This is a genomic window from Candidatus Frackibacter sp. WG13 (genome assembly GCF_900114655.1).
Classification (GTDB): domain Bacteria; phylum Bacillota; class Halanaerobiia; order Halobacteroidales; family Acetohalobiaceae; genus Frackibacter.
In genome coordinates this window covers 36,812-50,982 of the sequence record NZ_FOTT01000015.1, presented here as the reverse complement: position 1 = coordinate 50,982, position 14,171 = coordinate 36,812, and the positions used below count along the sequence as shown (strand labels likewise).

The following is a 14,171-nucleotide window of genomic DNA, read 5'->3' as shown; positions in this document are numbered from 1 at the left end:
TTAATCTCCCCCGTTCTTATTAGTTTACAGTATATTATTTAAAACGCAGTCTTAACTAACCCTGTTTTCTTCTTAGTCTCTTCAGGAGTATAGTCTGGTAAGATCTGTGGAGAAACGCGGTCTGTTTTAATTCCGGCTTCTTCTAATTCATGGTGATACTTTCTAACGTGATTCAAGTTTAACTCACCCTGCTTCACCTTACCAACTTTAGCTGCTGCATTTCTACCAGCCCGTCGACCAAATACTACTATATCAAGTAAAGAGTTACCCATCAATCGGTTTCTACCATGGATTCCACCGGCAGCTTCTCCAGCTACAAATAAGTTTTCAATACCAGTTTCGCCTTCTTCATTAATTAAAATACCGCCATTTTGATAATGAAGTGTTGGATAAACTAACATTGGTTCCTTAGTAATATCGATACCGAACCTTCTAAACTGTCTAACCATAGCTGGTAACTCTTTTTCTATAGTTCCTTCACCATGCTTAAGATCAATAAGTGGAGAATCTAACCAAACACCTTGTAGACCTGAAGGCGTTTCAATTCCTTTTCCTCGCCCTTCACATTCTCTAATGATTGATGCTGCACTAACATCTCTAGTTTCTAACGGATTAACGAACTCTTCTCCTTCATCATTTATCTCTTGGGCTCCTAAACCTCTTACCTTCTCTGTAATCAAAAGACCTACTGTCTGTTCAGGGAATACAGATCCAGTTGGATGGTACTGCAGAGAATCCATAAAAGCTAATTCTGCTCCAGCTCGATAAGCCATTACTAACCCATCAGCAGTTGCTCCATAATGATTAGTAGTAGCAAAACCGCCAATATGAAGACGGCCAATTCCACCAGTAGCTAAAATAGTAGTCTTAGCCTTTACAACTGAATACTTCTTAGTTTCTAGATGATAAAGTACAGCTCCTGCACATTGACCTTTATCATCTAAAATTAATTCTACAGCTGGTGCAAACTCAATTACTTCGATTCCTTTATTACGCACCTCATCACGGAGTGTTCTCATAATCGCTGCGCCACTGTAGTCTTTAGCTGAATGCATTCGCTTACGCGAAGTACCTCCACCATGTCGAGTCTGCATTCTTCCGTCTTCATCCTTATCGAACATAACTCCTAACTCTTCTAACCACTTAATTACTAACGGTGCGTCATGCACTAGTGCTTCTACTAACTCTGGAATATTATCAAAGTGACCACCACCAATTACATCTAAGTAATGTCTTGCCGGTGAATCCTTCTCTTTATCAGCAGCTTGAATTCCACCTTGGGCCATCATCGTATTAGCATCACCATGACGGAGCTTAGTTGTCATTAACACATCAGCACCATTTTCTTGTGCTAATAGAGCTGCAGCTGATCCAGCTCCACCACCGCCAATTACTAATACATCAGTTTCTAAATCCGGATTATCTAAATCTATCTCATCAGGATTAATAACACTTTTAGCTTCCAGCACATCCGCAAACCTATTTGGCATTCTCTCACCTTTATTAGGCCCAAACTTCATTTCTTTAAACCCAGCATCCGCATAATCAGGATGAAAATTCTCTAATACATCCTTCTTCTCCTCAGCACTTGCGCGTGGATAAGTCTCATTTACCCTCTGTTGTCTAGTAGCTTCAACTCTTTTAATCGACTCTTTCATATATGGTAAATAACCCATTCTAAATCCCTCCTAAAGTTAGTATTTTTACTCTTCAATATCCCGCTCTTCGTATACTTTCTGCAACTTCTCTTTAGGCATACTCTTTAACTCTTCTAAGTCATCATTGAATTTACCGTCTTTAATTTCTAAAACTCTACTTGCTAAATGTTGTGCATTCGGTGCTATATATCGACTATATAATCTTCTAGCTAACATTCCAATATTATACTGTACTAGTTCACCTGGACAACGAGAAGCACACAAGCCACACATAATACAGTCAAACGATTTCTCAGCTGCTGCTTTAATATCTCCTCTCATTGCTGCTGCTACATATTCCATCGGCTCTAACTCCTGTGGACAGACTTTAGCACAAGTATTACAGCCCATACACTTCATCATCTCTGGATATAATTCAATAATCTGCTGAGCTGTAGCCTCTAAAGCATCCATATCGTATAACGACTTGTTAGCTGGGAAGAATGGTAGCTGTGTCAAATACATATTTGGTTCAACTACCTTCTGACAAGCCAACCCTACATGTAATTTATAGTCGTCTTTAAATCTATAGAATGTAGCACAAGCACCACAGAAACCACCTCGACATCCACAACCTCTAATCACCTGGTATCCAGCATACTCAAAAGCATTCAAAATAGTAGCAGTTTCCGGTACATAATGTTTCTTACCCATAATATAAACTGGGATTAATTCCGCTGACATTTATATCCCTCCTATAATTTATCAGATATTATTAATAATTATAATAATCTAAGTCATTTAGCTCTAATCTCAGCCTTAACCTTATCTTATGTCATAAAGAACATTCCTAAAAAGACTCCAAATACTAAGGCAGAAATCGCCATATAATAATTGTCGTTCTCTTTTAAACTTTGTAACTGTGGAATCTCCTCTTCTACTTTATCATCCACAATATAATCTTTAATCACCGTATCAACCTGCGGACAAGATAAAGCACACGAAAAGCATCTCTCACAATCATCGCCTACTAAGCTTTCTAAAGCTAAAGAGGTTCGCTGACCAGTTCTCTCTCTTCGCTCCGGCTCTCTTCTTAAAATTGCGCATGAATCTATACATAATCCACAACCTAAGCAGGTCTTAGTTCCATCTAAAGCTTCCTCTACATAAAGCCCATGATATGGTTCAAAACCTGTAGATAATAAACGACATCTAGGTACTGGTGGACTCTTTTCATCTAATACTTGATTTAAAACCCCTTTGATCTGTTCAATATTAGCTTGGGATAGAGTATTCCTCTGTCTAGTCCCCATTATTTAAATCCCTCCTTTTACAGTTCATGACATGTACTACAATCTTGACTAGGTTTCTTTCCATTATAAAAAGTCCCATTATGACAATTAAAACAGATTACTTCATCTTCCTTAGGACATTCATCCAAATCTTTAATGTCACTGAGTTTATAAGTCTGACTCTTACCTTCTAATTTATCTTCTCCAAAATCATGAGCATCTGACTTATGACAAGTTGCACATTTTACTTTCGCTTCTATGTGTGTTCGATGCCCCATTACTAAACCTATTTCTTTTAACCTATCTGGCAAATCCTTCTTAGCTACCCCATTAATTTGATTAATAGCGTTATGACATTCAATGCAACGTTCGTTTCCTACCTCCGCATGAAACACTTCTGTCCCTGGAGGCTCTGGTGAGTTTGTAAAGTATATTGATGCTTGCCTCAATCCTGCTATCTTTGCTTCTAAATATCCTTTAAAACCAGGATTAGTATGACATTCTACACATTTAACTTCATAATGCGATGAGTTTTTCCAAGCCTGATATCCTTCCTCCATTAGATGACAACTCCGACAAAAACCTGGAGTTTCTGAATAACCTTTAAAGACTAAACTTAATACTAAAACCAAGACCAAAATACTCCCACCAACAATTAACTTCTTTACATCAATTTCCACAAACTTCACCATCCCTTTCAAATTAACACCTTAATAATTATTATTTATAAGGTGTCCATTTTACTCGTTACATTGAATGGCATACGGTACAATCTTTCTTTAACTTTTTACCGTTATAGAAGGTATTGTTATGACAACTGAAACATAAGTCCATATCTGGCATTAACGTTTCTTTATTTCCTTTATTATGAATTGCTTGCTTATGACATGTCGAACACTTTACTCCTTCTTCCATATGTCCTTCATGATTTACTCTTAATCCTAATTTTTTTAGACTATCAGGTAAACTTTCTTTAGCTATTACATTAAGACCATCTATTGCTCGGTGACACTCAATGCAACGGTCATTCTCTACATCAGCCTTTAAATTAGCAGAACCTGGTTCTGGCGGATTCGTAAAGTAAACTGCCGCCTGTCTAACTCCATTTAACTTTGCCTCTAAAAACCCTTTAAAGCCAGGATCAGCATGACATTCTACACATTTAACTTTATTGTGTGGAGAATTACCCCAACTTTGATAAGCTGGTTCCATAACATGACAACTCTTACAGAAAGCTGGAGATTCTGAATAATTCTTAAAACCTAATCCTAAAGCTAAAACAATAAGTAGAATTCCGGAAGCCAAAACTACCTTTTTTAAATCTAGCTCCATAAGTTTCACCTACCCTTCTACACTAACGCCTTGGTCAGTAGTTACAACAGTTTGATCTATCGATTCATCTTGAATTATATCTCGGTCTTTAACAACATCTCTTTCTTTGGCAGCTTCTTCTTGTCGTTTCTTATTTAGAAGCTTAATTGAACTTCCGGCTACACTAGGAGCTGAAATACCGGCTGGACACTTCCCAGAGCACTTTGAGCAACCAACACAGTAAGGCGCTAACTCTTCCACTCGTTCATAGTTACCTAAACGTGCTTCTAATACCATAGTCATTGGGAATGGGTCTCCATCTGCTATCTTTACCGGACAAGCTCCAACACAGGTCTGACAGTTCATACAATTCAATGACTGCCCAGTATCTTTTGCCAAAATGGCATGTATTGTATAATCTACCATCATTAAGATAATGAAGAGTATCGCTAGAGAATTAAAAGTCACCTTATTTAAATTATTCTCTAATAAGAAGTACATCACCTTAGCTAAACCGCTCACTTCTGGCTTCTTAGGCATTCCTTCCCATAGTGCTTTACTCACTGCTGCTTTAAATCCATTACTACTTAAAGTAGCACCACTAATACTATCTACCTCTACAGCCTGTTTCTTTAAAATTTGGTTCTTTAACTTATTCATAGCTACACCACCAATTGATGGTGTTTCACTCTCTTCTAAAATCTTTATTTCTGTTACTTCTCCCTCATTTACTTCAACAGCAACTTTGATTAGCCCGCGTTTTCCTTCACCTTGACCCTGATATTGTCCATCTTTAACTTGACTGATATCTAATTCTACATTCTGTAAAGCCGTTCTAACTTGATGGGCACTATAAAAGGTATACCCAGTTAATAGAAGAAAGATTATCACAATTGAGAGATAAGCGTAACTCTTATTTTGATTACCCGCTTTCAACTCTTTTATGCCTTTCCACAAAGCGATACCAATCAGTAATCCAACTAATAATAGTCTAGCTGCTGGAAATACTAATGCTAATAAAGAAGTAAATATCGTTAATCTCACCGGTCGTGTTAAGTATCTTTCCACTTCCTTATCCCCCCTCCCTTAACTCTTACCTTGATACCAATTACTAACTGTTTCAATATACTCTGCTCCAATTAAACCTTCTTTTAAAGCATAAGCTATTACTTGTTTAGGAACTTTATTTTCCTTTAAAGCCTCCATAGTCATCTCTTGCATCCTTTTATAAACATGTGGTAGATCTAACCGTAAAGTACAGAATGGAACACAATTACCACAACCAATACATTTTAGACCACCATTTCTAATAAATCTTTCATAATCAGCTACTCTAGTTGCTACAGTTAGTTCTGCTTGATACTTAATCCCTACTGCACAATGTTCTAAAGTAGCATAACAAGCTCTATCTTCCAAACAGTATATCGTTTCTCCTACACCATTCATAATCGGTTTAGCTACTAATCCACCTGTAGCAGTAGCAATTCCTGCCATAGCCAATCGGTTTAAGTTCTTTGTTAACATTCTATCTTTTAAGTTAGTAAAGAACTGATAACGATGAATTCCTGGTAATACTAATGGCTGTTCATCATCTTGACGATTTCTTTTTGGTTTCTCTGCCTCTAATGCTTCCTGGTTAACCAATGGCTTATCCTGGTCAGCCATTAACTCACCCCCTTCAGTGGTCAGTGTCTGTAGTCTGTGTCTGTAGTCTGTGTCTGTAGTCTGTGTCTGTAGTCTGTGTCAGTAAAACCTAATAAAAAATTTCAAACTAAAGCAATAGTTATTAGTTATCATAGGCTTATGACCAGCCTTGTTTTTTAGGCTAGACAATCAGTGCCAATCAAAGTGCCTTTAAGACTTTAACTGTCAACTGTAAACTATCAACTGTCAACTACTTAATTCCTCAGCCTTAACCTTAATCTTAACCTCTATTGCGGCAATAACAAAACAATCGTTAACGCAGCAATCATACCCCCAATCGCTCCTTGAACTAACTCCTTTGAAGAACTCATATCCATAGCGTAAGCAGTTACTGCTCCAGAGATAGCTCCGCCAACTAAGAAAGTAAATATATTATACATTTATCCTTCCCTCCTATCTCTTTAAGCTTTCATTTCTACAGAGTCTTCATATTCTAAGCTATACTCTTGACCGCGTGGTGTCATAAGTACCATTAAATTACCAGCGATTACACCACCAATAGCACCTTGTACTATCTGAATTATACTAGTCATATCAATTAAGTAAGCTAACATCCCTCCCGAAATCGCTCCACCTATACTGAAAAGAATAAAGTAGAGAATTCGAGGTGTTACCTGACCGCTTGTTACCATATTAGCTAAAATCTTAAATAAGACTATATTAACAGCTAATAATACTACTGTAATCAGAATAACATTTAATGACGCACCTAAGCTAGTCGTCGCCTCATGAAAAGTATTAAACTTCATCACTTTCATAACTACTGCTGCTAGTATAGGCATAAAAGCTAAACTTGCAAAGGAGAAAGCTGGTCTTAAATAACCAGTCTCTGCTCTAATAGCACCTTCAGCCATCATACCGCCACCGCCTAATGGTGATGGTCCACAAGAAGTAGTAGCATTAATGATATAGGCTGACATAACTATTGCTAACTGTGTAGCTGTTAATAAACCGGTTCCAGCTGGTCCTAATAGATATAATACTGGCACAAAAGCTGCAGTTAAAATTCGACTACAAGACAATGGTAAAATTGTCTGTACCTGAACTAAAATTGCTATCATACCTGCTGTTCCTAACCAAGTACCTGCAACTCCGTTAAAGATTAAACCTAAAGCATCAAAACCTCCTGTTGCAGCTAAACTCCCTGCTGCTAAAAACCCAGAAACCATAGCTGTTGCTGGCATCAAAATAATCCCTGACATTAAATCTTCTAAGTTCAATTTAGCCACAATCATAATTAAGATTGCTCCTAATACCAACGGAGTCTGAACTGGAACCTTACCTAGCACCTCAAATAATGCTACAACCAATGTCACAACAAAGATTCCTAAAGAGATATACCCTTTTACAGGTGCTGTTACTTTAATATCCCTACTCGCAGTATTACTCTCATCTTTAACCTTTACATCATCTGGGTATAACTTAGTCGTTAAGAATTTCAAGAATAATGCAACTAATGCTGTTCCAATTAATAAAGAGAACGCCTGGGGTGCTCTTAAGTAACCAATCTTTCCTAAAAATCCTTCACCTATGGCACCAACACCACCTAACGGAGATGGTCCACATGATCCAAAGGCATTTCGAGCATATGCTCCTGTTAAAATAATTAACTGGCGTTTATTTAAAACCCCCATCTCTTCTGGGCCAAATGAGAATATAACCGGTAGTAATGCTGCTGCTAAAATTCGACCACAAGGCAATGCACTCATTAACGGCAACTGAACAATTATTGCTACCGTTCCAGCCATTCCGATTGGTGATTTGCGCAACTTACTAATAATAACTTTAATTGCATCAAATCCGCCTGAAGCTGATAATGCTCCTGCTATCAATAAGCCTGCCAATAAAGCTGTTAAGGGATGAATTATTATCCCACCCATAACTTTAGCCGGCAAAAGTTTTGCTGCTGCTAACCCTCCACCTTCATGGAGAGTGAGATGAGCAACACCACCAATTATTACATTCACTATCGTCACTAAAATCATTACCGTCTGTAATGGTAAGGGAATCTTCTTAAAAAGGGTTCCAACAACTGCTAAGATAAAGATTCCCAAGGTTATAAACCCTACATATTCCAAGTTCCTCTCACCTCACTTTATTTTCTTTAATCACAACAATTTTTAAAGTCTTTAGTCTTAATCAAATAATTATTTCCTTGTTTTAAAAGCTCCACTCTATCTCCTACTTCAAAAGAATGGTCACAACATAACATACAACCACTTATCTTTGTTTCAACAACTCTTCCTGAAGTTAGTACTACTTTAACCGGGATATTAACTAAACAAGCATCTGCAATTCCTAACATATCCCGGTCAATATCAACTATCTCTCCTATATATTTATTCTGTCGTTTCTTTATCTCGCCAATTAAAAAGATGAGAATTAAAGTGGCAGTAGTAATTGTCATTAAATTAAGCTTAAACATTACTCTCATCTCCTCAGCGTTCACTGATTAAACTTCACTATACTCTTCTGCTCCTATTTCATATAAGTCGTTATTAGCAGCATCATTCACTACGATTAATGGTAAGTCTTCAATTTCTAATTTTCTAATTGCTTCTGTACCTAAATCTTCATAAGCTACTACCTCAGCCTTCTTAATACATTTAGCAATTAAAGCTGCTGCACCGCCTACGGCAGCAAAATAGACTGCACCTTCTTCTTCCATAACATCTTTAACTTCCTGTGACCGAGATCCTTTACCGATCATTCCTCTTAATCCTTCATTTAATAACGCTGGTGTATATGGGTCCATACGGTAGCTAGTTGTTGGACCAGCAGATCCGATCGGCTTACCTGGCTTAGCTGGAGCTGGGCCTACATAGTAGATCACCTGCCCGTCAACATCTATCGGTAAGTCTTCACCTTCTTCTAATAAATTGACTAACCTTTCATGTGCTGCATCTCGACCAGTATAAATTGTACCTGATAATAGAACCTTATCACCAACTTCTAATTCTCTAACCTTCTCTTCCGTAAGTGGAGTAGTTAACTTAATCTCTGCCATTATATATTCACCTCCAAAGTTATATTATAGTTTCTTTATGTCGAGCCGCATGACAATTAATATTAACCGCTACTGGTAATGACGCAATATGTGCCCCATAAATCTCAACATTAACATCTAAAACAGTAGTTCTTCCACCTAAACCTTGTGGCCCAATTCCAAGCTTATTAACTTCTTCTAAAAGTTCTTTTTCTAATTGAGCAATATCCTCATGTGGACTTTCATCACCAATTGGTCTTAACAATGCTTTCTTAGCTAAATAAGCACATTTTTCAAAGGTACCACCGATTCCTACTCCTACTACAATTGGTGGACAAGGATTAGGACCTGATTCCTTTACTCTTTCAATGACAAAATCTTTGACTCCCTCTACTCCATCAGCCGGCTTCATCATTCTAACTTCACTCATATTCTCACTTCCGCCACCTTTAGGAGCCACAGTTATCTTGATTTTATCTCCTGGTACAATCTTAGTATGAATTACCGCTGGAGTATTGTCGCCTGTATTCTCACGCTTTAGTGGATGACTAACGATTGACTTTCTTAAATAACCCTCTTTATACCCTTGTCTAACTCCCTCATTAATGGCTTCTTCTAAATCCCCACCAACTAACTTAACTTCTTGACCTAATTCAACAAATATTACTGTAAATCCAGTATCCTGACACATAGGTACTCTATCTTCTCTTGCAATCTTAGCATTTTCTAATAATTGCTCTAAAATTGCTTTCGCAGTAGGTGATTCATCATTTTCTAATCCATCTTTAAAAGCATTAATCACATCTTCACCAAGTTCAAAATTTGCTTCTTGACATAACTCTGCAATTTCCTTCGTAATTTCACTTACCTCTACTTCTCTCACTAAAAAACCCTCCTCTCAAAGATTAAAAAATTAATTTAATTAACTAAAGACTTGAATCCGATTATTCTTAGTATCAGCTACATAAACCTTCCCAGAATTATCAACTGCAACTCCTTTCGGGTCATTAAACTTTCCAGGAGCTTGCCCTTTACTACCTAAGCTATCAATCACCTTTCCTTCTAGATTTAAAATTTGGATTCGATGATTTCTAGTATCAGCTACATATAATTTATTTCCTTTAGCAGCTATACCTTCTGGATAACTAAATTGACCTAATTGACTACCATTACCACCAAATTCACTTAAATACTTACCATCTTTATTAAAGACTTTAATCAAATGATGTCCTCGGTCAGCAATATAAATTCTATCTTTAATTACTGTTATATCACTTGGTAGCTTAAATTCTTCTTTCTTATCTCCTAATTTACCAAAGATATTAATTAGCTTTCCTTTTCTATTAAAGACCTGAATTCGATGATTTCTAGTATCAGCTACATAAAGGTAACCTGTTCCTACCTCAAAATCTGCTCCCTGAGGATAATAAAAAGCTCCATCTTGTGGCCCTAGTCCACCAATAACTGCTTTTGCCTTGCCACTCTTATTAAATCTTTGCACTCTACTATTATTAGCTTCAACTACAAATATTTCATTATCTCCCACTGCAATACCTTTAGGATAATTTAATTCTCCCTTTTCAATCCCAAATCTACCAAAAGCAATTTCTTTCCTGCCCTGATTATTAAATACTTTAATTTCATAATTAGCTGTGTCTGAAATATAAATTTTTCCCTGGTTATCAACGTCTAAGTCAAAAGGATAACTCATTCCTGAATTTCCTGTAATTACTTGCCTCGGTTTAGAATTTAACTTACCTTTCTTTACAGTGCTAGCCAAAACAGTGTTATCATAGTTAAATAAGCCACCTAAAATTAATGAAGCCCCAGAAAGTAGTGTGCCTTTCAGAAATTTTCTTCGGGTTAATCTCTTTTCCTCTTCCATCACTCCACCTCCCCCTATATATATTTAAAGAGGCTACCACACTAATCCCTAATTAGGAGTTTAGCACGGTAGCCAGATTTCATCTGTTAAATAAGAATTCGATTAATTCATCGGATTCTCTCACAGATAAAGTGACTTATCACCCGCAAAAAACTTAGCGGCGATCTTTATTATAATTTTTGTTTCTAAACACTTATTTATAGATTTATTTAGAAACTCCTTCTAATATTATTACTTTTTTGAATTTTTATTTAATTATTACATCCAACCTGGTACTTGTAAGAGGTTAATGCCCCAAGTTATTGGTAACCAGAAATAAGCAAGTAATGAAATTATAATTATCCCGAATATATTAAGCCCCAAACCAGTCTTAGCCATTTGCGGGATTGTTACATATCCACTACCAAATACAACAGCGTTTGGCGGTGTTGCTACTGGTAACATAAATGCAAATGAAGCTGCTGTCTCTGCAGTAACCATCATCCCGTAAGGATGTACACTCATTGCTGAAGCCATAGCCGCCATAATCGGCATTAACATCGTAGTTGATGCGGTATTGGATGTAACCTCAGTTAAGAAGATAGTCATCGTTACTACTGCGAACATAATCCAGAACATCGGCATTCCTTCTAAACCACCTAACTGTCCTCCAATCCATTCAGCTAAACCACTAGACTTAAATCCAGAAGCTAATGATAGACCTCCACCGAATAGTAAGATAATTCCCCAAGGAATCTTAACGGCAGTAGTCCAATCTAGTAAGAACTTACCTTTCTTTAAGTCAACCGGAATCAAGAATAGTACTACTGCTCCTAAGATAGCAAGAGTACTATCATGAACAAACGGGAAGAACTTACTAATAACAAACTTTCTACTGATCCAAGATAAAGCAACCAAAGTAAAGACTACCAACACTTTCTTCTCTGGTCCAGTCATCCTACCTAACTTCTTAAGCTCTTTATCGATAACCTTTAAACCACCTGGAAGTTCATCTAACTCAATCTTAACCGCAAATTTAGTTACATAAATCCAAGCAAAGAAGATTCCTATCACTGCAATAGGTACTCCATACATCATCCATTGCGCAAAACCAATATCTATACCATACATCTCATTAACTACACCAACAAACACTGTATTTGGCGGCGTACCAATAATCGTTCCTACTCCTCCAATGGATGCTGAATAAGCAATACAGAGCATCAACGCCGTACCAAACTTAAACTTACCTTGCTCAACATCTATGCCTTTTCGCTTAGCTAAATCTGCTACCTGCATTACTACTGACAATGCAATAGGAGTCATCATCATAGTTGTTGCAGTATTAGAAATCCACATTGACAAGAAGCCAGTGGCTATCATAAACCCTAAGATCATTTTGCTTGCATTAGTTCCTACTATTTTAATAATTTTTAATGCAATTCTACGGTGTAAGTTCCATCTCTGCATAGCAACAGCAAGTAAGAATCCACCCATAAATAAGAAGATCAAATGATTAGCATACGGTGCTGCCGCTGGCGAATCATCCATAACTCCTGCAAATGGGAAAAGCACTAATGGTAACAATGAAGTTGCCGGAATCGGTATTGCTTCACTAATCCACCAAGATGCCATCCAAGCTGCAACACCTGCCACTGCCTGGCCTTCTGGTGATAATCCCTCCGGAGTTGGTAACATCATAATTACTAAGAAGAATAATGGTCCTAATACTAGCCCTACTTTTTGTCTCATTCCATAGTTTTCATCAACATCAAATGGCGACTGATCATCTCCACCATCTCCGCCATTATTTGACTGCTTATCTAATAACTCTTCAGCTTCCTGCTGATCAGCAGCATCTGATTCTGAAACTGCAGCCATCATTGCTGATGTGTCCATCTTCAACAAACTCTTTGTTTGCTTGTTTAAATGCCATAAATAATCCCAAAATGTCTTTAACTTATCTGCTATACTACTCATAATACTCCCCCTTTTAATTTTTAATTATAAAATTTTATAATAGCTACCCAATACTATTATACAAAACTTTATAATCTTACTCAGAACTATACCACTTTTAATTATTGCCGATCAAACCATTTATCACCTCCCTATAATATAAACACATAAAACTTGTAAGATTGTGAAAACAATAATATTCAGAAAATTTTAATAAATTATAGGTAAATAATATTTGATGCAACATTCGGACTTTTTAAACAATTGTGCAAGAATTCGACTATCATTATTTATCCTATTTCAAAATAAAAACTGGTCAACATACCCTTCCTATTTAACATAGTAATCCTTACTATGATTAAATAAGATTTAATCGGATACACTGACCAGACTTTATCTGCTGAATGTGAATTGGCTGGAAACCGCTTCACCACAGATAAAATGGCAATCTGTTTTAAATTTTCTGAATCTTATGAATAATATCAATCTCAATTACTAATATAAGATTGATATTGAGCACTAATCTTTTTAACAGCTGTAATTAACGCTTTATCTGCGTTACCACAGTATCTTTCCTCTATCTCATTAATTACTTCGGGAAAATCATTTAATAAATTATACCCCTTAAGTAATCTTTTAACAAAATCCCTAGATAGCTCTGTTGCTAAAGTGCAATCAGCATCAACTATTACTCCTGTCTCTTTTTCTACCTCTACTACACATGCTAATACATCATATAAATTATTAGCAGTAGTATTTGAAGGTAGTTTAGCATAACTAGTAAAGAAAATTGTCCTCTTCATATAGTTAGTCCTCCTGGAATGATTAGTACATCATAATTCAACAAAATCCTTTAATCTGTCGTTTTTAATATTAGGAAATATGCTAAATATGCTGTATTATTTATTATCTATAATATATTATTCTACTTTAAAATCAAAAGTCCTTCTTTTTCTAAATTAAATAATTATTTCACATATTTTTTGGTAATTTTACACGATGTTCCATAATATTCAATTAAAATAAATTTAATCTAACACTCTAATTTGTGTTCATTTCATAAATAGTTTAATTATTAGTATGTGAATGATACTTATCCTTAATCTTTTTTATAGCAGTAATTAATGCTTTATTAGCATTTCCATGGTATCTTTCTTCTATTTGAGAAATAATAGTATCAAAGTCATTAAGCAAATCATAACCTTTAAGTAACCTTTTAATAAAATCTCTAGATAGCTCTGTTGCTAAAGTACAATCGGCATCAACTATTACCCCTGTCTCTTTTTCTACCTCGACTGCACATGCTAACACATCATATAAATTATTGGCTGTTATGTTTGAAGGCAATTTAGCATAACCAGCAATGAAAAGAGTTTTTTTCACAGGTCAGCCCCCTTATGATTATTATAAAAATTTTA

The 14,171-nt window shown here is 36.2% G+C and carries 16 protein-coding genes; all 16 read right to left on the bottom strand.

Annotated elements, in window-relative coordinates; all coding sequences use genetic code 11:
- Positions 1-38: 38 nt before the first annotated feature.
- The gene (locus BM077_RS08960) at positions 39-1,676 is read right to left on the bottom strand and encodes an FAD-binding protein (protein ID WP_089749473.1); all 1,638 of its coding nucleotides are present in this window, start codon (positions 1,674-1,676) and stop codon (positions 39-41) included.
- A 27-nt stretch (positions 1,677-1,703) separates the two neighbouring features.
- Positions 1,704-2,381, bottom strand: coding sequence for a 4Fe-4S dicluster domain-containing protein (locus BM077_RS08955; protein WP_089749475.1), 678 nt, complete (start codon positions 2,379-2,381; stop codon positions 1,704-1,706).
- A gap of 86 nt (positions 2,382-2,467) precedes the next feature.
- Positions 2,468-2,950, bottom strand: a complete 483-nt coding sequence (locus BM077_RS08950; protein ID WP_089749477.1) for a 4Fe-4S dicluster domain-containing protein — start codon at positions 2,948-2,950, stop codon at positions 2,468-2,470.
- 17 nt (positions 2,951-2,967) lie between these two features.
- Positions 2,968-3,621, bottom strand: a complete 654-nt coding sequence (locus BM077_RS08945) for a NapC/NirT family cytochrome c (protein WP_143018620.1) — start codon at positions 3,619-3,621, stop codon at positions 2,968-2,970.
- Positions 3,622-3,676: 55 nt separating this feature from the next.
- Complete coding sequence (locus tag BM077_RS08940; protein ID WP_089749480.1) at positions 3,677-4,261, bottom strand: cytochrome c3 family protein; 585 nt, start codon at positions 4,259-4,261, stop codon at positions 3,677-3,679.
- 9 nt (positions 4,262-4,270) lie between these two features.
- On the bottom strand, positions 4,271-5,308 hold the full coding sequence (locus BM077_RS08935; protein ID WP_089749482.1) for an FMN-binding protein: 1,038 nt from the start codon (positions 5,306-5,308) through the stop codon (positions 4,271-4,273).
- 18 nt (positions 5,309-5,326) lie between these two features.
- On the bottom strand, positions 5,327-5,905 hold the full coding sequence (locus tag BM077_RS08930; protein ID WP_089749484.1) for a hypothetical protein: 579 nt from the start codon (positions 5,903-5,905) through the stop codon (positions 5,327-5,329).
- A 266-nt stretch (positions 5,906-6,171) separates the two neighbouring features.
- Positions 6,172-6,324, bottom strand: coding sequence for a hypothetical protein (locus BM077_RS13745; protein WP_176941680.1), 153 nt, complete (start codon positions 6,322-6,324; stop codon positions 6,172-6,174).
- 21 nt (positions 6,325-6,345) lie between these two features.
- A complete protein-coding gene (locus BM077_RS08925; protein WP_090003506.1) occupies positions 6,346-8,022 on the bottom strand; it encodes a hypothetical protein in 1,677 nt (558 codons plus the stop codon).
- Positions 8,023-8,048: 26 nt separating this feature from the next.
- Positions 8,049-8,369, bottom strand: a complete 321-nt coding sequence (locus BM077_RS08920) for a hypothetical protein (RefSeq protein ID WP_089749488.1) — start codon at positions 8,367-8,369, stop codon at positions 8,049-8,051.
- A 27-nt stretch (positions 8,370-8,396) separates the two neighbouring features.
- Complete coding sequence (locus BM077_RS08915; protein WP_089749491.1) at positions 8,397-8,951, bottom strand: Fe-S-containing hydro-lyase; 555 nt, start codon at positions 8,949-8,951, stop codon at positions 8,397-8,399.
- 19 nt (positions 8,952-8,970) lie between these two features.
- Positions 8,971-9,813, bottom strand: coding sequence for a fumarate hydratase (locus BM077_RS08910; RefSeq protein ID WP_089749493.1), 843 nt, complete (start codon positions 9,811-9,813; stop codon positions 8,971-8,973).
- Between the two features lie 39 nt (positions 9,814-9,852).
- Positions 9,853-10,815, bottom strand: coding sequence for an NHL repeat-containing protein (locus BM077_RS08905; RefSeq protein WP_089749496.1), 963 nt, complete (start codon positions 10,813-10,815; stop codon positions 9,853-9,855).
- Positions 10,816-11,073: 258 nt separating this feature from the next.
- Positions 11,074-12,774, bottom strand: coding sequence for an SLC13 family permease (locus tag BM077_RS08900; RefSeq protein WP_090095225.1), 1,701 nt, complete (start codon positions 12,772-12,774; stop codon positions 11,074-11,076).
- Between the two features lie 467 nt (positions 12,775-13,241).
- Positions 13,242-13,556 (bottom strand): DUF3870 domain-containing protein, encoded by a 315-nt coding sequence (locus tag BM077_RS08895; RefSeq protein WP_089749500.1) that lies wholly within the window; start codon positions 13,554-13,556, stop codon positions 13,242-13,244.
- A gap of 265 nt (positions 13,557-13,821) precedes the next feature.
- The gene (locus BM077_RS08890; RefSeq protein WP_089749503.1) at positions 13,822-14,136 is read right to left on the bottom strand and encodes a DUF3870 domain-containing protein; all 315 of its coding nucleotides are present in this window, start codon (positions 14,134-14,136) and stop codon (positions 13,822-13,824) included.
- Between the last annotated feature and the right edge of the window lie 35 nt (positions 14,137-14,171).